Here is a 24,152-nt window from a genome sequence, read left to right as displayed (position 1 = left end):
GCTGACTTGATTGAGTGGGTATCTGTGCCCATCTACGATTCCCGCCTGCTTTTTTCCTTTTCTGAAACTGAGCAATACGTGGTGTGTTGCGTAATCACGTATTGACGCAATATATGTATTTTCCATTATCAACTTACTTCTGTTTTTATGGAAAATTAATTAATTTCAATTGGTTATATAAGTTTCTCAGGTGGGTTGGATCGCAATGATGGCAATTCAGATCATCATTTTCGAACTTTAACCAACACGATCCAGCCGGATATCATGCAAAGTGATTGGTTTCTCCTTCTAATTGAGTTAGCATCCATTCGTCATAATGGAGGCGGTGTGGAATGGCTTCCATTTTGCAAACGTCATTGGGGCTGGGCTTGGCGCGACCTGAAAACAGGTCGTGATCAAGTCGAAAAAAAGGAGAAAAATCAATGAAGCAACGTTATATTGCTGCCATGCTGCTGGGGCTCACCACGATTGGGTCGGCCTATGCCGCAGACGCACCCGCCGGGAAGAAGGTCTATGTCACGGTTGGTGCCGAGGGTTACCAAGTATTTCAACGTTTTATCGATAGCGACATCAAACTGCTTGATCAAAGCACGCTACCTACCAGCCTGCAACCCATGGCAGGGATGAAGACGATTCCACATGAGACCGTGCATGTGATCGAGGTGGACGAAGCGAAACTGAACAAGATGGGTGGCATGGTGCATATGTTCATGCGTCGTTGCGGCGGGTTTGTCGCACATGAAACATTGGAGCAAGCCCGTGCTTCATTGAAAGTGCCCAGCATGTCATTCGCGGCGCGACCCAGTTATAAAATCGATAACCAGACTATCGTCACTCCACTGTTGTCGCAGATGCAGGAAGCACCGATCTATACCACCATCAGTGACCTGTCTGCCTTCGCCAACCGTTTCTATCAGACACAGGGCGGGGTGAAGGGCTCCAACTACATTCTCAACAAGTGGAAACAACTGGCTGGCAACCGCAGTGATATAACCGTCGAAACGTTCAGTCACAGCTGGCTGCAGAAGTCGGTGATCATGACGATTCAGGGATCTGACCCGACGCTTGGCAAGGAAGTCGTTGTATTGGGTGGGCACCAGGATTCGATCCATGGGCGGGCTGAGGACATGCGGGAAGACAGCCGCGCGCCCGGCGCTGATGATGACGCCTCAGGGATTGCCAGCATGACTGAGGTGATCCGGGTGATGATGGCGAACAACTACAAGCCCAAGCGCACCATCAAGTTCATGGCCTATGCTGCGGAGGAAGTCGGCCTGCGCGGCTCGTATGAGATCGCGGCCAAATACAAGGCCGACGGGGTGAATGTGATCGGCGTGATGCAGCTGGATATGACCAATTTCAAAGGGTCGGATGCTGATATCTACCTCTATACTGACTACACCGATCAGCAGCAAAACGCTTTTGTCGAGAGCCTGATCAAGACCTACCTGCCGACACTCAAGATCGGTTTTGACAAGTGTGGCTATGGCTGCTCAGACCATTACTCCTGGTACAACCAGGGCATTCCCGCCTCCATGCCATTCGAAGCGGCCTTCAACAGCTATAACCGAGCCATCCATAGCGAGCGTGACACCTTGGCGACCATGGGCGATCAAGTCCAGCATGCACTGAAATTCGCCAAGCTGGGCATGGCTTATATGGTGGAATTGGGCAGCGATGGCGATACCGGTGGCGGCACGCCCGGCGGTGGTGCCCGCACCATCAGCGATAACAACGTCACCCTCAAGCAAGGGGGAGTCAAATCCTACGGCCCGTATAAAGTGCAAGGCGGCACCAACTTCACAGCCAATATCAGTGGGACGGGTGATGCCGACCTCTATGTACGGATTGGCGGCCAGCCCTCGACCAAACAGTATGACTGCCGTCCCTATAAGAATGGCAGCAATGAAAAGTGCGTGGTGAAGGTACCCAGCTCCAGTGATGTCTATATCATGATCCGTGGTTATGAAGAATCTGTATATAGTTTGACTGGCGGCTATACCGCAACCAAGTAATACCTGTCGTGGCCAATGAGGCAATGGGTTGATGTGCATTGCCTCATGCCAACTGGCAGAAAGGCTCCCAGAGTGGGGCGGGCAGGCTGAATCATGGGTGTCGAGCAGCCGCCCGCCGAACGGAATCGCCCGGACTCTGGGGGCCACCCCCCAATAGATGCTGATCAATGTTTAGTCAACGAATGCAACCCTCGATGTGGTAGCTCAACGAACTCAGGGTGGTCTGTAATGAGGCCGTGCAAGCCAAGGTGTGTGCACAGCTCGTGCTCTGATGCGGTGTGTGGGCCATAGACGATGTTTTTGAAGCCAATGGCATTGGCCATCTCCAGTTGCTGCACGTCTACGATTTCAAAGTCCCAAACGATGGTTCTGAGCCGTGGCTCAGGCAGTGCGGCATGGGCCAGGCTATTGATGGAGACAGGGCGATGGGCGATCAGCATGCCGCAGTCAGTGGACAACTCATGGGCGCAGGCCAATACAATGTCGTGACGGAATGACGTGATCAATAGTCGGCGGTTGTGCTGATAGCGTTTCAGTACCCGGATGCTGCTGGCCTGTGCTGCCGCAACTTTGATTTCAATGTTCCATAGTGCCGTGGGAAACGCATCAAGTGCTTCTTCCAGCGTGGGGACATGAAAGCCTGTTACAACCTCCAATTCGGATCGGGTCAGCTCGGCAACGGCGCAGCCATTGCTTGCAACCCGATTGTGAAACAAGATGAGTTGCTGATCGCGGCTGATCCGTACGTCCGTTTCAATGCCTTCGAACCCAAGTGCCATGGCCGAGGAGAAGGCTTCCATGGTGTTCTCTGGCAGGGTTTGATGATGTCCCCGATGTGCAAGCAAATGCATGATTGACTCCTGAAACTGGGTGCCCCTTACTGGCGAGTATTGAGATAAATGCCGCAAAAGATCAAGGCGATTCCACCTGCGTGGTAGCTTTGCAGTTTTTCGCCCAGAAATAACATGGCCAGGATGGAGCCGAATGCAGGCATCAGGTGAATGAACGCCCCTGCCTTGGCTGGGCCGACATCGGCTACACCCCGGTTGTAGAAGAGATAAGCCAGGACAGATGGAAAGATGCCCACATACAGGAAGGTAAGAAGATTGGGCAGATTCAGATCAGTATGGTGTTGCAGCCCCCATACCTCATAGGTGAAGGGCAGGGCCAGCACAAGCCAGCCAACCGCAACAACGGCAACCAGCATGGCCAGCCGGTCCATTGTTTGTGGCAGGCCGCGTAACAGGACGGTGTAAATGGCCCAGCAGACAACCGCGCAGAAAACCAACGCATCGCCTTGGTTGATGGATAGATGGGTCAGCGTTTGCCAATCCGCTCGGCTGACAATCAGCATCACGCCACCAAAAGAGGTCAGGATGCCAATCATGGATGCCCGGCTGAGCGCCTGTTTTTGAAATGCCCAGCCAATCAATACAATCAGTATCGGGATGAAAGAGTTCAGCAGAACGGCGTTCATCGCAGTGGTATATTGCAGCCCCGCATAGACAAAGCTATTGAATCCGGCTACGCCTAAAATACCCAGCAGCACAATACGTTTGTAGTGAGTGCGCAACAACTGCCGCTGTAACCAGGCACGTTTGCCGACCCAGGGCAGCAGGATCAGCAGCGCGATTGTCCACCTCGCAAAGGAAAGCGTCATGGGGGCGATGGCCGCATGGGTGGCGCGTGCCACCACAAAATTACCCGACCAGAATAGTGAGGTAAGGGTCAATAGGAAGTAGGATAGGCGGGGATGTGTAGACAACTCATGCTCCGATCATCTGCCTTGGATTCAGGCAGCTGTATATTCAAGTGGGTGGATCGATGTGACGGGCCATGGCCCCGTGGCATGCCGATGACGGGCGACCGGGGCACGCTCAACATGGGCATAGCGCAATAGCCTGCTATTATGCCTGAGCGATATTGATCATTTCGTGCGGTAGTGGTTGAATCCCCGACCGACAATGATCGCCCTGATTGACCGGGCTTGGTCGGCACCATTTCATGGCCTGTGACGAATCGAATTTTAGGCAAGGCTAGGTGTCATCCATCCGGCAGATCGGGGCTCTGAACTATTTGCTTAGTAAACTCAAGGAATCCGCATGGCTGGAACAAGTCTTTTAGCATTGATTGATGATATCGCGACCCTGTTGGACGATGTGGCGGTGATGACCAAGGTGGCCGCCAAGAAGACAGCTGGCGTGCTGGGGGATGACCTCGCGCTGAACGCACAGCAGGTGGCTGGGGTGGCTGCGGATCGTGAATTGCCTGTTGTGTGGGCGGTTGCCAAAGGCTCATTCTGCAATAAGCTGATCCTGGTGCCGGCTGCGTTGGCCATCAGCAGCTTTGCAAGTTGGGCGGTGCTGCCATTGCTGATGATCGGCGGCGCCTATCTGTGTTTCGAGGGTTTCGAGAAGATCGCTCATCAATTCCTGCATGGTGCAGAAGCAGAACAGACGGAGCACGAAGCCCACCTGCAAGCCATCGCTGATAGCAATGTGGATATGGTTGCGTATGAAAAGGAAAAGATCAAAGGAGCGATCCGGACGGACTTCATCCTCTCGGCGGAAATCATCGTGATTGCATTGGGAACCGTGGCGCACGCCACTTTCACCAATCAAGTCGCGGTGCTGGCGGGGATCGGCGTCATCATGACCGTTGGGGTGTATGGCTTGGTTGCCGGCATCGTCAAGCTCGATGATCTGGGCTACTACCTGACCCGAAAAGCAGAACAGGGTGGGCCGGCTGCGATGTGGGGCGGGTTGGGTAGGGGCTTGCTGTTGGCTGCGCCGATGTTGATGAAGTTCCTCTCGGTGGCGGGTACCGTGGCCATGTTCATGGTGGGTGGCAGCATCTTGGCGCATGGTGTGCCGGCTGTGTATGACTTCATACACCATGCCTCGCAAGCAGCTGGAACGGTTGCGGTGGTGGGGCCGGTGCTGGGAGGGGTTACCTCGTCGGTGCTGGATGCGGTCGTTGGTGTCGTGGCGGGTGCCGTTTGCCTGGCCGTGGTGACCGTGGTTGGCAAGTTGATCAGCCTGGTCAAACCCGCCAAGGCTGCATGATGGCATGGCGGTGTGCATGACAAGGGGCGGCAGATGTCGCCCTGTTGTGACGCCTGTATGGCTTCCGCAAACGATTCCTCCCTGGCAGGCCAGGTGGAGGGTGCGCCGACCGACCCAGCCTAGTCAGACCTTGAGCAGATCCGTTTTGCTGCCCAGCCATCGCGACAGATGGGCTGTAGCGACCGATGGTGCTTGATCGAGCAGCCTCTCAGCTGTTGCCTGCGCAGCCTCCAGCAGTTCTACATCCTTTTCCAGATCGGCAAAGCGAAGCATCGGTGCCCCTGACTGACGCGCCCCCAGAAATTCCCCTGGGCCCCGCAGGTGCAAATCCTGGCGTGCGATCTCAAAGCCATCGGTGTTTTCATAGATGACCTTCAGCCGGGCTTTGGCGGTATCAGACAACGGCGTGGTATAGAGCAGGATGCAAGTGCTTTCCGCCGCGCCTCGTCCCACGCGGCCCCGCAGCTGGTGCAGTTGGGAAAGCCCCATGCGCTCGGCGTGCTCGATGACCATCAAACTGGCATTTGGGACATCCACCCCGACCTCGATGACTGTGGTGGCCACTAGCAGATGGATCTCGTTGGCTTTGAACGCAGCCATGACCGCTGCCTTTTCGGCGGCCTTCATCCGCCCATGAACCAAGCCTACCTTTAATTCTGCGAGCGATTCGGATAAGACGGCATGGGTATCCAAGGCGGTCTGCAGCTGCAGGGCTTCGGATTCTTCAATCAGCGGACACACCCAGTAGGCTTGCCTGCCTTCCTGGCATTTCATCCGGACCCGTTCGATGATTTCATCACGCCGGGCCTCTGACACCAGCTTGGTGACAATGGGGGTGCGGCCTGGTGGTAGCTCATCGATCACCGATACGTCCAGATCGGCGTAATAGCTCATGGATAAGGTGCGGGGGATCGGCGTGGCGCTCATCATCAGCTGATGTGGGCTATGGCCCTTGGCGCGTAAGGCCAAGCGCTGGTGGACACCGAACCGATGCTGCTCATCGACAATTGCCAGCCCTAATTGCTCAAAGGTGACTTGCTCCTGAAACAGTGCATGGGTGCCGATGGCGAGCTTGGCTTCACCGCTGGCGACACGGTCCAGTTGCTTGCTCTTCTCGGATTTACGCAGACTGCCAGCCAACCAGGCGACCTCGATCCCCAAAGGGGCCAGCCAGGCTGAAAGCTTGAGGAAGTGCTGCTCTGCCAGAATCTCCGTGGGCGCCATCAACGCCGCCTGATACCCTGCCTCGATGGCGTGCAAGGCCGCCAGCGCGGCTACGATGGTCTTGCCGCTACCCACGTCACCCTGCAGTAGTCGTTGCATGGGGTAGGGGCGGGCCAGATCCTGGCTGATCTCTGTGAGGACCCGTTGCTGTGCGCCAGTCAGGCCAAATGGCAGGCCAGCGAGCAGCTGTCTGGCCAGTGTGCCTGGGCTGGTCAATACTGGCGCTGATTTGTCACGCCGCGCCCGATACGCTGTCCGCATCGACAGTTGCTGAGCCAGCAGTTCATCGAACTTCAGCCGCTGCCAGGCCGGGTGTTCCCGCTCGGTCAGGGCGCGTTGCGGGACATCGGGTGGTGGGTTGTGCAACAGCCGCACCGAGCCGTCGAAGGCAGGCAGGTTCAGTGCGTCAAGGGTGGCGGATGGTAGCGTGTCGCTGAGTTCACTGGTGCCCATTGCGCTGGCGATCAGCTTGCGTAGTGAGGGTTGTGTGAGGCCCGCCGTGGTGGGATAGACTGGCGTCAAGGCTTCCGCCAGGCTGGTACCATCCGTGACCACTCTGACCTTGGGGTGCACCATCTCAGCTCCGAAAAAGCCGTGGCGGATCTCTCCCAGTAGGCGCACCCGGTTGCCGACCGCAAACTGTTTGACTTGGCTCGGGTAGAAATTCAGAAAGCGGACATGCAGGACGGATTCGCCCTCTCTCACTTGGCAGACCAATTGCCGCCGAGGGCGATAGCTGATCTCGTGATGGGTCACCTCGCCCTCGACCAGCACTGTCTCGCCAAGGGGCGCGTCCGCAATGGGATAGAGATGGGTTTCGTCTTCATACCGCAATGGCAGATGCAGGATCAAATCAAAGCGGCGGTGGATGCCCAGCTTGGCCAGCCGTTGAAGGACGGCAGCGGATGTGACGGGCAGATCGGTTGGTGTGCTGGAGGTATTCACAGCAGTAATGTTGCCGAATTGCCGACGACTGATCAAGCTGTTGGTGGCGTGTTCTGGTCTTTGCGCTGGATTTGATCACGGACAGCGCGGAGTTCGGTGATCAATTGATCGACCGTTTCCGGCTCATAGCGCTGCGCCACCAATATCTCCACGCATTTTTCCGCATGACCCAGGCGATAGCTGTCCTCCAGGTCAGCCTTGGCGCAACGCAGGCAGGCATTGGCGGCGGCCAGCAGCAGCCGTGCATTCCAGGTTTCGATAGCGTGGGTGTACAGGTGATCGGCTGCCTCTGACAGCTTATGTTGGACGACCAGCATGGCGCCTTGGCTGGCCAGTTGGTTGATTTCCTGAGAGATGAACTGCACGACCCCGGTCAGCTCTTTGGATTGCTTGACGGCAATTTCCATCTTTTCACTGGCGGCGCGGGCCACGGCAAAGCGTTTGACGATGAAATTGGCCCAATCCAGCACCGCTGTTTCTCCCGAGGCCATGCGGGCACATACGGACAGGAAGTCCACCGCCAGCTCAAAAGTCAGCTCTGGTGTCAGGATATGATTGCCGATCTCCTTCAAGACGAAAACAGCCTGGTCAGGCTTGCCAATCGCCCAAGCACGCGCGGCGTTGCTCAAGACGAGCAGCATCCGCCGCTCATAGGATGGCTCGCGCTCTGCCAGCCCGGTGAGCAGATGCACCATTTTCTCGGCTTCGCGCTGTTTGCCTTCGGCGTAGCAGGAAATGGCCAGGTACATGACAGCACGTGGGTCAAGCAGATTGGAATTGCCGCCGTGGGCGACGGCCCGCTCCAGAAACCCCCTGGCCTTGCCGTGTTCACCCAGGCGATAGGCTATCTGGCCTGCCTGCTGCAGCCGTGCCAGATTGTGGGGGGTGACCGCCAGCGCTTTTTCCATGACAGCCATGGCTTCATCTTCGCGGCCTTGGGTGATGAAGTGGGTGGCCAGTTGATCATAGGCATCCACATACATGTGGTTGTCCGCGATGATGGATTTCATCAATGCTTCCGCTTGCTCACCCTGCCCTTTGGCGCCGAATACGCGGGCCAAGCCCAGCTTGGCCCAGGGGACGGTGCGGGTGGACAGCAAAGAGCTGTACAACTCGCCGGCCTCATTCACGCGCCCTGTTTCCATCAGCAAATGGGCCAGCAGCCTGATCACATCGGTGCGATAGGTCTTGGTGACGTCCAGCAGCTCTTTGGCCGCATTGATTGCGCCAGGGAGGTCACCCCGCTCGATCTTGTTGTAGATCGTCAACAGCACCTGTTTTTTGTTTTCGGCGCGAACCAGCCTGTCGTGCAATTGGGCACTGGTGAAAGGCTTGAGCAGATAGTCATCCGGCGCGACCTCGGCCACCGCGACCACGCGCTCATAGGTGGATTCCGCCGTGATCATGAAAAATACGGTCGAGAGCGACAGCTTGCCGTCTCTGCGCAGTTCTTCGAGAAACTCCTGGCCACTGGTGCCGTCACCAAAATGGTAGTCGCACAAGATGACGTCAAATTGGGTCGAATTGATACGCCGCCTCGCTTCACCAATGGTCGAGGCGGTTTCCGCACGGGTGATGCCTAGCTGGCTGAGAATGGCCCGAAGCGATTGTCTCACGGTCAGCGCATCATCGATGATCAATGCACTGGTTTTCTCACTGACCATGCCCAACCTCGCAATGTCCGCTCAGCCGATGGCTGAGCGTGCCTGAGAGGAGGGCGGGTGGGGCGATGTACATAGGGTGCTGGGTCGGCTGGTGGTACCTTTACTTTAGGTTCTACTGGTGCGATTTCAAACAACCCATTGCCGGAAGCCGGTTTTCAGGTCCGTTGGCTTATGTGCATGGCGCTGTATCCGGTGGGGGTGGGGTGTGAGCCCGGCCAACCGCCTCGATGACCGCGAGCGCCCGGGTGATGGCGCTGGCATCGGATTTCCTGAGTGTTGGCGCATCGGACAATGTCCGACGCCACTGGCGGGCGCCAGGTTGGCCCTGGAACAGGCCCAAAATATGGCGGGTGATGAATGGCAGTGGCACGTTGTCCGCCAAGCAGGATTCGACAAACGGCATGAAGGCATGGATGACTTCCGACCGGCTGGGGGCCTGCCGGTCATCGCCATAGTAGCGTGCATCGACCTCCGCCAGCCAATAGGGGTTGTGATATGCCTCGCGGCCCACCATGACACCATCGACATGCTGCAGGTGGTTTGCAATGGCGTCGTGGCAGGTGATGCCGCCATTGATCAGGATCTCCAGGTGTGGGAAATCATGCTTCAGCTGATGGACATAGTCATATTTCAACGGAGGGATCTCTCGATTCTCCTTGGGGGAGAGGCCCTTCAATATCGCATTGCGGGCATGGACGATGAACACCTGACAGCCCGAACGATCATGCACCTGTCCGACAAAGTCGCGTAGAAAGCCGTATTCCTCGATCTTGTCGATGCCGATCCGGTGCTTGACGGTGACAGGAATATCGACCCGATCCTGCATGGCCTTCAGGCAATCCGCCACCAACAAGGGCTCGGCCATCAGGCAGGCGCCAAATGCTCCGGATTGCACTCGCTCAGATGGGCAGCCGACATTGAGATTGATCTCGTCATATCCCCAATCAGCAGCCAGTTTGGCGCAGGTCACCAGATCGGGCACCTCGCTGCCACCCAGTTGAATAGCGATCGGATGCTCGATCTCATCGAATCGCAGGAATTTTTCCCGTTCGCCATAGATCAGTGCGCCGGTGGTCACCATCTCGGTATAGAGCCAGGTGCGGCGTGTGATCAGCCGGGCAAAATGGCGGTAGAACCGATCAGTCCAATCCAGCATGGGGGCGATGGCAAAGCGGCGAGGGGGAAGCGTAGTAGGGGATGCAGTCATCGGAAAAAGCAGTGTTTCACCTGTCCGCACGATACGCTGGCAGGTTTTCAGGCACAGGTATGGCGTGGATTTTAGGTAAGTGTTTGTAAAGAAAAGCGGAATTATCCTGCTGTGATGGGGGTGGGTCAAGGCGGACAGCGGCGGCTGCCTGGCTGGCACTCTGCACTGTGCTGATCCGCCAAGGTGTGGGCCGCTCTCAGCCAGCTGAATAAACCGGGCGTGACATGGCAAAGCGATCACGGGTGGTGCTGTAGCCATCGCCACCCAGTTTCCCGATGGCATCCAGCAGGGCTGGATTGATCTGCCCATTGTCGAGCAACGCATCATCGACATGAATACCGAGCACGTCCAATAACATCATGGTGCCACCCATCGGCTCGGCTGAGATGAGTTTGATCTCGCGCAGGCGGCATTCAAAGCGCACCTGGGCTGCCGCTACACCACATGGTTCAACCAGGGCGCTTGCTGTGCGGGCGATACCCAGCGCATCGAATTCGCTGATGGTTGGCGGGTAGTCAGCGCAGCTGGCGTTCATCAGTGCGGCTTGGTCGTGGCTGACGATATTGACCACGCATTGCCCAGCGGCGCTTAGGTTGTTGAGAGTGTCCTTGGCCGCCCGATCTCTGGGGTTGACCTGCGTTACGGCCAGCACCGGCGGGTTGCAGCTGGCCACGGTGAAAAAGGAATAGGGCGCCAGATTGTCCATACCCTCCGCGCTGCGGGTGCTGATCCAGGCAATCGGCCTGGGGACGATGCTCCCCGCCATCAATTGATAACAAAGTTGTGCTGTGTTGTCTTGAACTGAGAAATACATTGTGCTTTCGACCTGATCTTTCAATCAAAGAGCCCAGTAGGCCATCCACCTTGTCTGCATATGGCGGGTGACCGCCTTTGCTTTACAGCGGGCAGGCACCAAGGAAACCCTGCCAACGGATCTAATTACCCGCTGACAACGGATAGGTCAACAGAAAAAAGTGCAGGCTGTTGAAGGCCGTGTGCGCCAGCACTGGTGACCATCGGCTCGGGAATGTGGCATAGACCAAGCCGTAGGCGCAACCCGCCAGCGTGGCCAGCAGCGCATACAATGGCCCTCCGGCAAGGTGTGCGACACCAAAGGCAACCCCGGCCAGGGCAATGCTCATGGGTGTGCCGAATCGTCTGTGGGCGAGGTGATGGGCCAGGCTGTTCTGCAGCCAATGGCGAAAGACGACTTCTTCGGCAAAGGTGGTCAGAAACAGGTTGCCGAACAGCCAGTGCAGCGCCACCTGGTTGATGGTTTTAGGCGACCAATTCAACATTCCACTGAATACACCCAACATCAAGATGCCCAACATGAGCGAGATGGCGAATATCAGCCAGGTTTTGGCTGGACGTGGGGCCGTGCTGGGCACGTACAGGCCGAATAGCATCAACCCTGCCAGTGCTTTATCCAAAGTCCAACTGATGCGCGCAGGGGTGCTGCCCTCGCTCAAGATGCCATGAAAGATGACGACCCGCTCAAAGCCGGGCAGCATATGCAATGCCATGGCAAGGGCGGCCAATACAGCAAGCGTCGTCAACATGTTTCGATGCCAAGCCATTCGGCAGCGCGCCCTGGCCGCCATGAGCACGGCAAGGCCCAATAATGATAGAAGCCCGATTGGGGTGATCAAACCTGCCAACCAGCCGCTCAGGCTGGTCAAACTGACACCAGCCCAGCGTATGGCGTGGAATGCGGCGTGGGTGGGCGGTGCAAGCAAGCACCAGGCAATGGTCAGCGCCAGCAGCAGGCAGCTCAGGTAGATCGGGAAGGTCAGCAGCATGATGGGTCGGTTTGGTAAATGTTGTGGCCGTTCGTTGGTGGTGTTGGTTGGGCGGCAGCACTTGAGGGTGAGGTGTTATCGCGCTTTACCTGCTTATACAATAAAATGGGCGACTTAAAAATCAACGGACATGAGGTCGTAGATGGCTGAGCTTGGCGGCGTGAATCCCTATCAGGCACCCAATGTGGCTGTGGACAGACAGGTGGATGAAACCTATCAGCCCAGTCTGTTTTCCCTGCGCGGTCGGATTGGTCGTATCCGCTATCTGGCATTTCAGACAGCCAATTATTTTCTGGTGGTGGTGCCTTTCGGCGTACTCAGTGGGTTGGCCACCAGCAGTTTTGGTCCCTTTCTGGGCGGTTTGGTTGCTGTGCTGGGTTGGTCGGCGCTGGTGATCATGTCATTGATCGTCACCCGGCGCCGTTGCCATGATATGGGCTGGAGCGGCTGGGCGGCATTGATGGTGTTTGTGCCGTTGATCAACCTACTGTTCGTGTTCAAAGCAGGCGACACGGGGCCGAACCAATATGGCCCACCCGCCGAGAAACACAGCAAAGGCACGGTATTCGTTGCCCTGGTCTTCCCGCTGATTGCGCTGCTCGGCATCGTGGCCGCCATTGCCATTCCTGCCTATCAGAACTATGCCAAACAGGCAAGGCATGCCCAGTATCAACAACCAGGCCAATGAGGGTAGGGGCGCATGACTGAGGTGAGATGGAAGCCCAATGTCACGGTGGCGGCGGTCATCGAACGCGATGGCCGCTTTCTGTTGGTGAAAGAGCAGACGGCGCATGGCATCCGTTTCAACCAGCCAGCGGGTCATCTTGATGAGGGGGAGTCGCTGCCCGCCGCTTGCCAGCGCGAAACCCGCGAAGAGACAGCCTGGCAGTTTCAGCCCCAGGCTTTGCTCGGGGTGTATCTGATGCCCGTGCCGGAGGCCGAATTGACCTATCTGCGCTTTGCGTTCTGTGGTGAGCTGTTGAGCCATGACCCCCTGCAAGCGCTGGATGAGGGCATCATCGAAGCGGTGTGGATGACATGGGACGAGATCCAAGCCTGTGCAGATCAGCATCGCAGCCCGCTGGTGCTGCGTTGTGTGGAGGACTACCTGTCTGGCCGGCGCTACCCGCTCAGCGTGTTGACCACGCTGCTGCCATCATGAGCTGGTTGGATCTGACCCGCCCCATGGATAGAGACCTGCCTATCTATCGCGAGGCGGTGTATGCCGACCCGGCATTCGAGGTGACCCCCTGGTGCGATGTCACAGAGCAGGGTTATTGCGTCACCCAGCTTTGCATGGGGACGCAAACGGGTACCCACATCGATGCACCACGCCATTTCATCCCCAGTGGCAAAACGCTGGAGCACGTTGAGTTGGATTGGTTGGTCGGCCCCTATCATTGGGTCGAAGTGGGGCTGCACGATGTATCGGTTGAATATCGGGCAGCTGGGCCGCATATGCTGTTCATCCGGTTCCGCCCGCAGGCACGGTTGTCATTCGAGCAGTTCCATGCCTTGCTGGCTGGCCCAGAGCCGGTCTGGGTGCTGGATGGAGCGCCAGGCATCGTCGGGCAGGATATGTTTTATTTTCATCGAACCTTGGCAGCGCATGGCAAATTCCTGGTCGAAGACCTGCAGCCAGATGCAGCGGCCAAGGTTGGCCCTGGCGGTGAGCTGATCGCATGGCCGTTGCGGTTGGTGGGGACGAGTGGCTCGCCATGCCGTGTGGCTTGGCGCCCCGCCTGATCAATTGGAAAGTGGAAGCAATGAGTGGTAAGAAACGCGTGGTGGTCGGTATGTCGGGTGGGGTGGATTCCTCGGCCACGGCATGGTTGTTGAAGCAGCAAGGCCACGAAGTGATCGGCGTGTTCATGCAGAACTGGGAAGACGACAACGACGACGAATATTGCTCGATCAAAGAGGATGCGGCGGATGCGATTGCGGTGGCCGATATCGTCGGCATCGACATCGAAATCGTCAACTTTGCCAGGGAATATAAAGACCGCGTATTCAAGTATTTTCTGGATGAATACTCGGCGGGCCGCACCCCGAACCCGGATGTGCTGTGCAATGCCGAGATCAAATTCAAGGCATTTCTGGACTACGCGATGAGCCTGGGCGCCGAGGTGATTGCCACCGGCCATTACGCCCGCAAAGTGGAGCAGGATGGCCAGCATTTCCTCGCCAAAGGGGTTGATGACACCAAGGATCAGAGCTATTTCCTGTATCGTCTCAGCCAATCGCAACTGTCCCGGGCTTGGTTCCCATTGGGCGATATCCGCAAGACCGAAGTGCGCCGCTTGGCAGAGGAAGCCAAGCTGCCCAATTTTGCCAAGAAAGACAGTACCGGCATCTGCTTCATCGGTGAGCGACCATTTCGTGAATTCCTGAATCGCTATCTGCCGCGCACGCCGGGGCCGATGGTGACGCCAGAAGGCAAGGTGATGGGTGAGCATCAGGGGCTGATGTATCACACCATCGGCCAGCGCAAGGGGCTGGGCATCGGCGGGCAAGGCGAGCCGTGGTTCGTGGCGGGAAAGGATATCCCAAACAACAAGCTGATCGTGGTGCAAGGGCATGACCACCCACTGCTGCTGAGGCCGGATCTGGTGGCGCAACAGTTGTCATGGACACAGGACACCCCGCCCGCGCTGGGCCGGTACACCGCCAAGACACGTTATCGTCAACAGGATGCGGCCTGCACCTTGGTATCGGTCAATGATCAGACTTGCGAGGTGCTGTTCGACTCGCCGCAATGGGCAGTGACACCGGGCCAATCTGTGGTGCTCTATGATGGTGACGTGTGCCTGGGTGGTGGCATTATCCAGTGATGTTCTGTTTCAGATGTGCCTTGTTGAAGGTGACGACCCGGTTGCGGCCATGTGATTTCGCCTGATACAACGCGTCGTCCGCCGCTTCGATCAACGTGGCGGCGGTGTTGAACTCACTCGGCATGCCGCCTGCGATCCCCAGGCTGAGCGTGACGATCTGCGCGGTGGGCGAGTCCGCATGTGGAATGGCGCGGTTCTGCATGGCTTGGCGTATCCGCCTGGCAACAATCAATGCATCCTCTGGGGCGCATTCCTTCAGCAGTACCACGAATTCCTCACCACCATAACGTGCTGCCAGGTCGGTATGGCGTTGCAGCGAGCTGCGGATCACCTCTCCGATCTGCATCAGGCACCGATCACCCTCCGGGTGTCCGTAATGGTCATTGAAGCGCTTGAAATGATCCACATCGATGAAGATCAACGACATGGGGCGGTTCAATTGCTCAGCCTGTTGCCAGATCAACTGCAGTTGCGTGTCGAACTGCCGACGGCTGGCCAGCCCGGTGAGCGCATCCAGTGTGGCGATTTTCGACAGCGCCGCATTTTCAGCCGCCAACGCCGAGGTGCGTAGGGTTTCGCGTAGATTGCGCAGATATTCGCGACGTGCTTCGAATTCCATCTGGTAATTGGCCATCAGGCTGATCACCATGGTAGCGGTCAGCTCCACCAGGCTGTTGATCTTGAGCTCAATGGCGCTGCCGGCCAGAGACATGATGGTGGGCCCCGCTGCCGCCATGATCAAGATCGCGCTGGCCAATGTGTACCAGAAATGCATGCGGACCACGATGCTGACATACATGAAAGTCAACATCAGACCCTTGACGTAGTGGATGGCGTTGGCATGGCTGCTCATGTTCATGATGAACACCAGGCTGATACAACAGAGCAGGCCCAGCGTCATGGCCATGGCGTCGAGATAGGGGTCGAGCTTGCCTAGTCGGCCCAAGGCGAGCATCACCAACATGAGCGGGGTCACCACCGTCAGCCGGATCATCCATGCTAGTTGGTAGACATCCGGCAACATCAGCTGATCAGTGAAGTTGAAGATGTTGAACAGTACCGCGGCGATCAGCCCCAGCAAGACATAGCGGCGTGACCGTGCGGGCGCGGTGTCTGTCAGATAGTGCGCTTCCAGTGGTGGCGCAAACCGGAGATGGGTGAATTTGCCGTGTAGCGTGGCTTCCAAGGCGGGCAGCAGCGCCGTGGGCGGGGTGGCTGGGTTGGCGGTTGGCTTGGCCGGCAAAATGGTGACTCCCGCTGGTGGGTCAGCTACTCGGTGGCATGGTCTGCAAGAACGACTCCCTGGTCATCAGCCGATCAAAGTAGCTGTGGAGCCTGGGGTGGCGGGCTCGCCAGTCGATCTCGGTCAATCGCAGATCCAGATAGCCCAACGCACAGCCAGCCACGATGTCGGCTAGGCTGAGCCGCCCACCGATCAGCCAAGTGTCATCCGCTGCTCGTTCAAGGGTGGCCAGCGCCGCGTCGATCTTACGCTGCTGTCGGCTGACCCACTCGACGCTTTGATGCGCAGGCGGTCGTTTCCGTTCCAGAAAGATGGCAACCGCAGCATCGCAGAGTCCATCTGCCAGCGCGGCCAGTTTGCGGGTTCTGACCGCCTCCAGCCCTGGTGGTGGAAGCAGGCTTGGCTGGCTGAGCACCGAATCGAGGTATTCCACAATGACGCTGGAGTCATAGAACACCTCCCCATCATCCGCCACCAGCACAGGCACCTTGCCGAGTGGATTGTAGTCTGGGACATGAGTATCGGCCTCCCACGGGATATCGACGATCAACTCGCAGTCGAGGCGTTTTTCGAGTAGGGCGATGCGTACCTTTCGTGCATAGGGGCTGGTCAACGACGCAATCAGTTTCATGATGGGCTCGTCAGAACGATGTGCAATCCAGTATAGCAACAATGCCTGCTTCCGTAGCGGGCTGTGCAAGCGCCCGGTGGCGGCGCTGTTGCGTCAGCGTTTATCGGATAGAATCCAATCAAGCCAATGAGGAGTCCTCCGTGATCAAAGACCCCCAGCACTATGCGTTATCGCGAATCGTGTTCTATCTGTTCATCGCGATCATCTTTTACTTGCTATACGAAATCCTGCAGCCCTTTCTGGTGCCATTGTGCTGGGCTGGCGTGCTGGCGGTCTGTGTGTATCCACTGCATCGCAAGCTGCAAGCCCGGATGAGCGCAAAACGTGCGGCATTGTCCACCACCTTTCTGGTCACATTATTGCTGGTGCTGCCTGCCCTGGGCTTGACTGCCGAGCTGGTGCGCCAGGCCTACCAGGGGATCTCGGCGCTGCAGAATGTGTTGGGCAATGGCAACCTGCCGGCGTTGCCCCATGTGTTGTCGCAGGCCTGGGATTGGGCGCAGCAGCATCTGCCGGTGCCGCCGATGTCGGAATTGAAAGCCATGTTGAACGATGGCATGAAAAAGGCGGCGGGGTTTATCGCTGGGCAGACGGCTGCGGTGGCAAGTAAATCAGCGCTGTTCCTGCTCGATCTACTGGTGACGTTGTTTGCGCTGTATTTCTGCCTGCGCGACGCCCCACGCTTGGCCGACTATGTGCGTCGCCTGATGCCGTTTTCAGTAGAGCGCCGTGACCGGCTACTGAGTCAGACACGCAATCTGATCCATGCCAGCGTGACCAGCAGCCTGTTGGTGGCATTGGCTCAAGGGGTGCTGGGCGGCACGATATTCTTTGCATTGGGTATCCATGGTGCCTTGTTCTGGGGCATGGTCATGACATTCCTGGCGCTGCTGCCTGCCATCGGCACCGCACTGGTGTGGTTGCCCACGGCTTTGTGGCTGATTGCGACCGGGGATCTGGTCAGCGGTCTGGTCTTGCTGGGGCTGGGGTTCGGGGTGATCGGCATGATTGACAACCTGTTGCGCCCGATCCTGATGTCAGGCCACAGTGAGATGAACGAGCTGCTGATGTTCATTTCCATCCTGGGGGGCATCGCGGTGTTCGGCTTTTTGGGGGTGGTGCTGGGCCCGGTGATGATGGCAACCGCGCTGAGCCTGACGGAAGCCTATCTGGAAGACGATGAAAAGCACCGTGAGGAAACAGCCCCCTCAACCGATCAAGATGTCGGCTAAGGGGGGACGGGCGAAAAACTGTAGCTGCCCGCAGGGCCTGGCTGCTCAGCCCATACCCTGGGGCGAGGGGCTCAGATCTGGTGCGGTTGGGCTGGGGAGCCGATCCAGGCGCTGCGGGCGGGTATCCGCTCACCCTTGAGCACCAGCGTCAGCGGCCCCAGTAACACATGTTGTCCGACCGCCGCATCGTAGAGGATGGTGCTGCGGGCACGCACACAGGCGCCGGTGGCAATCTGCACCTCTCCGATCTTCATGATGCGATCTTCAAACAGATGGGTCTGTGGGCCAGACCAGGCATTCATCTCGACATCATCACCAATGTGGACACAGTCGAATTCGGTCAGGTCGGTGGTGTCGAGATATACCCCCTTGCCGATGCGAGCCCCCATCAGTCGCAGCATCGGGCCGATCATCGGGGTGCCGCGCAGCATGTTGACGAAGTTGGGTACGGCAATCGCCTCATAGAGATTGGTCACCGCTTCAGATAGCCAGACGAACGGCGTCCACATCGGCGCTGCCTGCGGGCGATAACGGCCTATCAGCAGCCATTTCAACAAAAAAACGAATCCGAAGCAGCCCAAGCCATACAGCAGGCCATCTCTCGCCAGCTGCAAGGCGAATTGGCCCCATTCACCCCGCTCGGCGGCTGGCATGGCGGTGTAGACGATCAGATAACCTACACCGATGGTCAGCGCCAGCGGCAATACGATGCGGGCGGCTTCGACCAGCGCACGGCCCAGGCGCCTGCGCCAGGATGGCCGGTAGGTGAGGTGGTCAGGGAACCCGGCCAGGCATTCCCGGGCGGGCAGTCGCAAAGCGGGTGAGCCCATCCAGGTGTCGCCGGATTGCATGGCTGCGGTGGCCGGGCATTTGGTCTGCACGCCAATCAGGACGTTTTCCGGCAGCGATGTGCCATCTGGTACATACGCACCATTGCCCACAAAGCTGCGATGCCCGACCACGGTGGGCTTGAGGGTCATCCAACCGCCGTCGATCTCTTCGTCGCCGAGCATGACTGAATCGGCAATGAAAGTCTCGTCACCCAGGGTCAGCATGTCCGGCACGACACCCAAAGCGGTCGAGATCTCGGCGCGTTTGCCCACTTTGGCACCCAATAGGCGATACCACCATGGCGCGTATACCGTTGCATACACGCCATGCAAGACAGCCAGGCTCGACTCCTGAATCTGGTTGGCAAGCCATTTACGGTAATACACCCCGCCATGCACTGGATAGGTGCCGGGTTGCAGCCGGGGCAGAGCGATCCAGCGGATCGCCGCAGACAACAGGGCGGTGCACACCACCAGCAGCGCGCTCGCTGGGATGGCCAACACAAAGTATTGCAATGCGACCGACATCGGGCCGTGGTCGGGCAGGGACGGGGCCAGCCACCGGCCATCCAGCCAATCGACCAAGATGAATGTCGGAAAGATCGGTATGAAAAACAGAGCCGACGTGAACATCGCGCCCAGCGCGTAAAAGACCGCTTCCGCACATTGCCGTCGGGTAGACAACGCGGGGCGTGGGCGGCGTGTGGATGGATCGACTGACCCGACCTTACGGGCAGGCGCCCCTTCAAAACGTGTCCCTGCCGCCATCTGCTGACCATCTGCCAAGCTGGACAATCCCTCCAGGCGGCCCCCCTCACCCACCACAGTATGACCCTCCAGCACCGCATATGAGCCGATATACGCCTCGTTGCCGATGTGGATGGGCCCGATCACCAATTCGCCGCGCTCGACCCGTGCATTCTCCAGATTGACAAAGGCGCCCAGGCTCACGCCATCACCAATCTGCAATAGCGACGGGACACGCACCGAGACCGAGCCGATCACCACATCGCGCCCCACCTGCGCACCCAGGGCGCGCAGGTACCAGGCTTGCAGCGATGAGCCAGAGAGCAGATAGCGGGGGGCGATGTCGTGCAGGCGGTCTGACAACCACCAGCGGAAGTAGGTGATGCCCCAAAGTGGATACCGGCCAGGTGCCACCCGCCCCAACAGTCGCCGCCCCGCGATGGAGGCAGCGAAGGCGCTGATCTGCCCCAGCAGGAAGACCAGTAATGCGGCGCCAATCGCCAGAACGATGCTGTCGCCTTCCTCCCCGGTCAGAAAGTGATAGGTGAAAAACGGGGCCAGCCAGTGCACCATGTGCACGCTGATCAGAAAAGGCAGCGAGGCGGCCTGGGCCAGCCCACATAGCCAGTGGCGCCACGGGGGCGTGGCTTGGCGCGGGGGGGGCGCAGACAAATGCTGCTCGCCTGCGCACCGCGTCATGGCGTCAGCAATGGCCTGAATCGTCCGGGCCTGGTAAATCGCATTCAAGGTCAGGCTGTGATAAGTCGGCACGGTGCGCAGCTGCGATGCCAGTTTGGCGGCCAGCAGCGAGTGCCCGCCCAGATCATCGAAAAAGTCAGCGCCACGCCGAATGGCCTGCCCGGGGAACAGCGCCTGCAGGGCCGCGAACAGTGCTGTTTCAGCGGGTGTTTCTGGCTGGTCACCGTCCTCTGTGTGGGCGGGGGCGGCCAATGGCAGTGCCCGCAGCGCCTTGCGATCGATCTTGCCGGAGGTCAGCCTGGGCAGGCTGGGCTGCTGCTCAAAGCGACCGGGTACCATATAAGGCGGCAACGATTGGCGTAGCGCTTGGCGTAGGCTGGCTGTGTCGGGGGGCGTGTCGCCCTCTGCCACCCAAAAAGCCACCAACTGGTCCACGCCCTCACCCTGCCGGAGTACCACTGCCGCGGTACCCACACCGGGCTGGCGACACAAAATTGCTTCGATCTCCCCCAGCTCGACCCGAAAGCCACGGATCTTCACCTGATCATCGACCCGTCCCTGGCACATCACCTGCCCATGCTCATCGATATAGGCCAGGTCACCTGTGCGATAAAGACGCTGGTCGTGGGGCGTGGTGGCCCACGGGTTGGTCAGAAACTTGTCTGCTGTCAAATCTGGCCGGCCCAGGTAACCCATTGCCACGCCTGGCCCGATGATGCACAGCTCGCCGGTCTGCCCTTGTGGAACAGGTTGTTGCTGTTCATCCACAACCAACAGGCCATAATTGGGCAACGGGGTGCCGATGGTGACAGGCTCCCCTGCTCGTAATCTGGCCAGGCTGGCCGAGACGGTCGCTTCGGTCGGGCCATAGGTATTGAACATCTCCCGGCCTGTAGTCGCCCAGCGGTCAACCAGACTTGCCGGGCACATCTCCCCCCCCAGGTTGATCAGACGCAGGCTCGGCACATCCTGCGGGAACAAGGCCAGCAGCGTCGGCACGGCATGCAGCACTGTGATGCCAGCTTGTGTCAGCGCATCCGGCAGGGCCTCTGGGTTGGTGGCAAGCGACTTTGGCGCAATCCACAAGGTGGCTCCGACCAGATAGCTGATCCAGATCTCCTCGAACGACATGTCAAAAGCCACCGAAAAGCCCTGATACACTCGATCACCATGCCGCACGCCCAACAGGGCATTTTCACTACGCAGAAAGTGGCAGATACGTTGTTGGTCGATCAGAATGCCCTTGGGCTTGCCTGTCGAGCCAGATGTGTAAATGACATATGCAGGCGCTGAGGGCAATCGCTCAATCGGGCGCTGCAATTCGCCATGCACTGGCTGGCTTAGCTGATGTTCATCCAGGCTGGGGATCGACAGCGTGGCGACAGCATCCCGCCAAGCCGCTGCCGCTACCAGCAGCTTTGCCTGCGCATCCTCAAGGCACACCGCTATTCGCTCGATGGGCGTATCTGCATCAAACGGCAACCAACCTGCACCTGCTTTGGCAATGCCTGCCTGCATCACCAACAGCGCCATCCCACGCGGCAACCATAGCCCGACCAGATCGCCTGGCCGGACGCCAGCCAGCAGCAGGTGGTGGGCGACCTGATCAGCCTGTGTGTTCAAATCGCGATAACTCAGTGATTGCTCACCATCGATCAGAGCAATGGTGTCTGGGTTTCGGCTCGCGGTGTGTTGCAACAGATCGGCCAGCGTTTCCTGCCGAAGTAGATCGGGGCGGTCAGCGCCACGGATGATCAAGGGTGAAGACGGGGCGGAGGAGGAGGGCTCGGGATGCGCAATATTCAGTGACATGGTATCAAGGGTGTGGACGATAGATCGCCCGTTTATAAAAAGAGATATCGCCTGTTGTGTATGGATGGCCAAACAGAACAGCAGCCAGACTCTATCAGGGTAAGGACAAGACGGCCATCTGGCCGGTTCCCTGTATGGTACAGCATGGCATGGATCGGTTGCCGAGCTGCGAGCAAGTCAACCAAATAGTATCTGTTGCGAGGTGAGTACACCTGTTGCAATGGGCTTTCAGGTGCGATCGGGCACGGGCTGGGATAAAATGCCCGGCCTTTACCTGATTTTGGAAATCCCGCCTATGTGGTTCAAGAATCTTCAACTGTTTCGTCTGCAAGCCGAATTCAACCTCGACGCCGGCCAGATCGAAGATGGCCTGCGCCGCGCCCAGTTCCAGCGTTGCGGCAAGATGGAAATGAGCTCCATTGGCTTTCGCGCGCCACGTCCTAAGCTGTCGGATGCGCTGGTTTACCCGGTCCATGGCTGCTATTTGGTCGCACTGGCTGCAGAGGACAAGATCCTGCCGGCATCCGTCGTAAAGGAAATGGTGGAGGTCAAGGTGACAGAGATTGAAGAGCAGCAGGATCGCAAAGTCGGCAAAAAAGAGCGCCGCGATCTCGCTGAGCGCGTCACTGAAGAGCTGCTGCCGCGTGCCTTCAGCCGGGTGCGCCAGACTTGGGCCTACATCGACCCGGCCAATCGCTGGGTGGTGGTCGATGCCAGCTCACCCAAAAAGGGCGAAGAGATGCTGGAGTGGCTACGCAAATGCATCGATGGCCTGCGTGCCACCCCATTGCGCACCCAGGGCAATGCCAGCCTGATCATGACTGACTGGCTGCAAACCGGCGAGCCACCTGCCATCTTTACCATCGATGATGACTGTGAGCTGAAAACCCCGGGCGAAGATGGTGCCGTCGTGCGTTGCAGCCGTCAGGATCTGCACGCAGATGAAGTACGCAACCACCTGGCTGCGGGCAAGTTGGTCACCAAGCTGGCCGTCACCTGGCAAGACCGCCTGTCAATGACCGTCACCGAAGATCTGCAGATCAAGAAGCTGGGCTTCCTCGATATGCTGCAAGAGCAAGCCAAGGAAAGCGGCGCAGACAATGCCGATGAACAATTTGACGCCAATTTCGCCATCATGACCGGTGAGCTGGCCAACCTGCTACCCGAGTTGATCGACGTGATGGGCGGTGAGATGCCGCAGACCTGATCGGATTTCGGATCGCCCTGCCTGATTGTCGGGTAGGGATTGACGCTTGGCATGGCGCCCACATCAAGCGCCATCGCCATCCAGCGGCAGCGCTTGATGTGGGCAATCAGCCGCCCCGGCAGCGCAGAGCGCCTGAAGCGTTGCCCTGACGGTTGGATGGTCATACCTTCGCAATGAGAACAACGTAGTTCTTGCCATACTTTTTCGCGCATTTCGGGCAGGTGGTGTAGAAGAAATACAGCTTTTCGATCTGCTTACCCTGTTCTTTTACATAGTGCGACATCTCACTCATCCATTGCTTGATCTTGCTATATGAGCCTTCAAAGGCTTTTGCGAGAAAGGTGCCTGACAACTGGATGGTGGTGCGTGAAGGAATGGCCTTGGTGACCTCAAAGTAGACATCTGCGCCCCAGAGTGAATTTTCATCTGTCAGGATCAGCCTGGACTCAGGCAGGGCACCCGCAGCTTCAATGGCCTCCAGATTCCGGGCCATCACCGCACCATAATTCAGCGGAATATGCAGGAAGCTCGTGACGTGGTCTTTCACGAACTTTTTTTCATGCCAGATGACCGGATTTCCATCCCAAGGCGTTGGATCAAACTTCGGGCAGCATTCGCGGGTTGTGCTCGGCTCCATGTGCAGTCTCCTGTAAACGGGCTTGTGCCGCCTGCCGGCGCAGGTCAGCTCAAGCGTGGGGAAGCTTCACTTGCGTTTGACGATTCAGTTGGATAGGCTGTCCGTGCAGATGCCGAGATGCGTCCAGATGACGGAAGATATGACCACTCGCGTGCTTAAGCACAGATTTTTTCTCCTTCACAAACAGCCTGTTGCGTACCGCTTGTCTGAGAACGCGCAGCAGAGGCGCTCTGCGTGCATGCCGTCCGCTGCCAGTGCCATAGGGGCATGCCGTGGCAGCCAAATCGTCGGCGGTAAAGAGCTGATTGGAAGGGCGACCGTCTCCAGTTTGCGCCGAAATATGCTTGGGGACAAGGCCAGG

At 58.1% G+C, this 24,152-nt stretch carries 20 protein-coding genes; 9 read left to right on the top strand and 11 right to left on the bottom strand.

Going from position 1 to position 24,152, the window contains the following annotated elements; translation table 11 throughout:
• The first annotated feature begins 195 nt into the window (after positions 1-195).
• Both HNQ59_RS08930 and HNQ59_RS08925 read left to right on the top strand, forming a co-directional pair.
• Entirely contained in the window at positions 196-426 is a 231-nt protein-coding gene (locus HNQ59_RS08930; RefSeq protein ID WP_184037963.1) for a hypothetical protein, read from the top strand.
• The gene (locus HNQ59_RS08925) at positions 423-2,015 is read left to right on the top strand and encodes a M20/M25/M40 family metallo-hydrolase (protein ID WP_184037962.1); all 1,593 of its coding nucleotides are present in this window, start codon (positions 423-425) and stop codon (positions 2,013-2,015) included. Before HNQ59_RS08930 ends, HNQ59_RS08925 begins: the two co-directional genes overlap by 4 nt.
• Positions 2,016-2,179: 164 nt before the next feature.
• Here HNQ59_RS08925 and HNQ59_RS08920 read toward each other — a convergent pair whose 3' ends face one another.
• Together HNQ59_RS08920 and HNQ59_RS08915 are read right to left on the bottom strand one after the other, a co-directional pair.
• On the bottom strand, positions 2,180-2,866 hold the full coding sequence (locus HNQ59_RS08920) for a glycerophosphodiester phosphodiesterase (RefSeq protein ID WP_184037961.1): 687 nt from the start codon (positions 2,864-2,866) through the stop codon (positions 2,180-2,182).
• Between the two features lie 26 nt (positions 2,867-2,892).
• A complete protein-coding gene (locus HNQ59_RS08915) occupies positions 2,893-3,780 on the bottom strand; it encodes a DMT family transporter (RefSeq protein WP_184037959.1) in 888 nt (295 codons plus the stop codon).
• 337 nt (positions 3,781-4,117) lie between these two features.
• On the opposite strand from HNQ59_RS08915, the gene HNQ59_RS08910 reads away from it, so the two are divergent.
• Entirely contained in the window at positions 4,118-5,080 is a 963-nt protein-coding gene (locus HNQ59_RS08910; protein WP_184037957.1) for a DUF808 domain-containing protein, read from the top strand.
• Positions 5,081-5,203: 123 nt separating this feature from the next.
• Here HNQ59_RS08910 and recG read toward each other — a convergent pair whose 3' ends face one another.
• The 5 genes from recG to HNQ59_RS08885 all read right to left on the bottom strand — a co-directional run bounded on the left by recG (position 5,204) and on the right by HNQ59_RS08885 (position 11,922).
• Positions 5,204-7,249 (bottom strand): ATP-dependent DNA helicase RecG, encoded by a 2,046-nt coding sequence (gene recG, locus HNQ59_RS08905; RefSeq protein WP_343074224.1) that lies wholly within the window; start codon positions 7,247-7,249, stop codon positions 5,204-5,206.
• A 32-nt stretch (positions 7,250-7,281) separates the two neighbouring features.
• On the bottom strand, positions 7,282-8,913 hold the full coding sequence (locus HNQ59_RS08900; RefSeq protein WP_184037955.1) for a response regulator: 1,632 nt from the start codon (positions 8,911-8,913) through the stop codon (positions 7,282-7,284).
• A gap of 169 nt (positions 8,914-9,082) precedes the next feature.
• A complete protein-coding gene (gene dusA, locus HNQ59_RS08895) occupies positions 9,083-10,120 on the bottom strand; it encodes a tRNA dihydrouridine(20/20a) synthase DusA (protein WP_184037953.1) in 1,038 nt (345 codons plus the stop codon).
• Between the two features lie 196 nt (positions 10,121-10,316).
• Positions 10,317-10,934, bottom strand: coding sequence for a flavin reductase family protein (locus HNQ59_RS08890; protein WP_184037951.1), 618 nt, complete (start codon positions 10,932-10,934; stop codon positions 10,317-10,319).
• A 121-nt stretch (positions 10,935-11,055) separates the two neighbouring features.
• Positions 11,056-11,922, bottom strand: coding sequence for a CPBP family intramembrane glutamic endopeptidase (locus tag HNQ59_RS08885; RefSeq protein ID WP_184037949.1), 867 nt, complete (start codon positions 11,920-11,922; stop codon positions 11,056-11,058).
• 142 nt (positions 11,923-12,064) lie between these two features.
• Between HNQ59_RS08885 and HNQ59_RS08880 the strand changes: the two genes are divergently transcribed.
• Genes HNQ59_RS08880 through mnmA form a run of 4 tightly spaced genes read left to right on the top strand, consistent with a single transcriptional unit; the run spans position 12,065 to position 14,753 of the window.
• Positions 12,065-12,610, top strand: coding sequence for a DUF805 domain-containing protein (locus HNQ59_RS08880; RefSeq protein ID WP_184037947.1), 546 nt, complete (start codon positions 12,065-12,067; stop codon positions 12,608-12,610).
• Between the two features lie 12 nt (positions 12,611-12,622).
• Positions 12,623-13,084: an NUDIX hydrolase gene (locus tag HNQ59_RS08875; protein WP_184037945.1), complete on the top strand. Its 462-nt coding sequence runs from the start codon at positions 12,623-12,625 to the stop codon at positions 13,082-13,084.
• Entirely contained in the window at positions 13,081-13,668 is a 588-nt protein-coding gene (locus HNQ59_RS08870) for a cyclase family protein (RefSeq protein WP_184037942.1), read from the top strand. The genes HNQ59_RS08875 and HNQ59_RS08870 overlap by 4 nt, the downstream gene beginning before the upstream one ends.
• 20 nt (positions 13,669-13,688) lie before the next feature.
• Positions 13,689-14,753 (top strand): tRNA 2-thiouridine(34) synthase MnmA, encoded by a 1,065-nt coding sequence (gene mnmA / locus HNQ59_RS08865; protein WP_184038065.1) that lies wholly within the window; start codon positions 13,689-13,691, stop codon positions 14,751-14,753.
• Here the strand turns inward: mnmA and HNQ59_RS08860 are convergent.
• A complete protein-coding gene (locus tag HNQ59_RS08860; RefSeq protein WP_184037940.1) occupies positions 14,743-15,996 on the bottom strand; it encodes a GGDEF domain-containing protein in 1,254 nt (417 codons plus the stop codon). The genes mnmA and HNQ59_RS08860 overlap by 11 nt on opposite strands.
• A 22-nt stretch (positions 15,997-16,018) precedes the next feature.
• Positions 16,019-16,627 (bottom strand): glutathione S-transferase, encoded by a 609-nt coding sequence (locus HNQ59_RS08855; RefSeq protein ID WP_184037937.1) that lies wholly within the window; start codon positions 16,625-16,627, stop codon positions 16,019-16,021.
• Positions 16,628-16,767: 140 nt separating this feature from the next.
• On the opposite strand from HNQ59_RS08855, the gene HNQ59_RS08850 reads away from it, so the two are divergent.
• Entirely contained in the window at positions 16,768-17,859 is a 1,092-nt protein-coding gene (locus HNQ59_RS08850) for an AI-2E family transporter (protein WP_184037934.1), read from the top strand.
• Positions 17,860-17,930: 71 nt separating this feature from the next.
• Here HNQ59_RS08850 and HNQ59_RS08845 read toward each other — a convergent pair whose 3' ends face one another.
• Positions 17,931-21,941, bottom strand: a complete 4,011-nt coding sequence (locus tag HNQ59_RS08845) for a Pls/PosA family non-ribosomal peptide synthetase (RefSeq protein WP_425491374.1) — start codon at positions 21,939-21,941, stop codon at positions 17,931-17,933.
• Between the two features lie 301 nt (positions 21,942-22,242).
• Here HNQ59_RS08845 and HNQ59_RS08840 point away from each other — a divergent pair, with 301 nt between their 5' ends.
• Positions 22,243-23,154: a recombination-associated protein RdgC gene (locus tag HNQ59_RS08840; RefSeq protein ID WP_184037929.1), complete on the top strand. Its 912-nt coding sequence runs from the start codon at positions 22,243-22,245 to the stop codon at positions 23,152-23,154.
• A 160-nt stretch (positions 23,155-23,314) separates the two neighbouring features.
• On the opposite strand, the gene HNQ59_RS08835 is transcribed toward HNQ59_RS08840, so the two are convergent.
• Positions 23,315-23,791, bottom strand: a complete 477-nt coding sequence (locus HNQ59_RS08835) for a hydrolase (RefSeq protein ID WP_184037926.1) — start codon at positions 23,789-23,791, stop codon at positions 23,315-23,317.
• Between the last annotated feature and the right edge of the window lie 361 nt (positions 23,792-24,152).

It is taken from the genome of Chitinivorax tropicus (genome assembly GCF_014202905.1).
Classification (GTDB): Bacteria; Pseudomonadota; Gammaproteobacteria; order Burkholderiales; family SCOH01; genus Chitinivorax; species Chitinivorax tropicus.
This window is presented reverse-complemented; position numbering and strand designations above follow the sequence as displayed.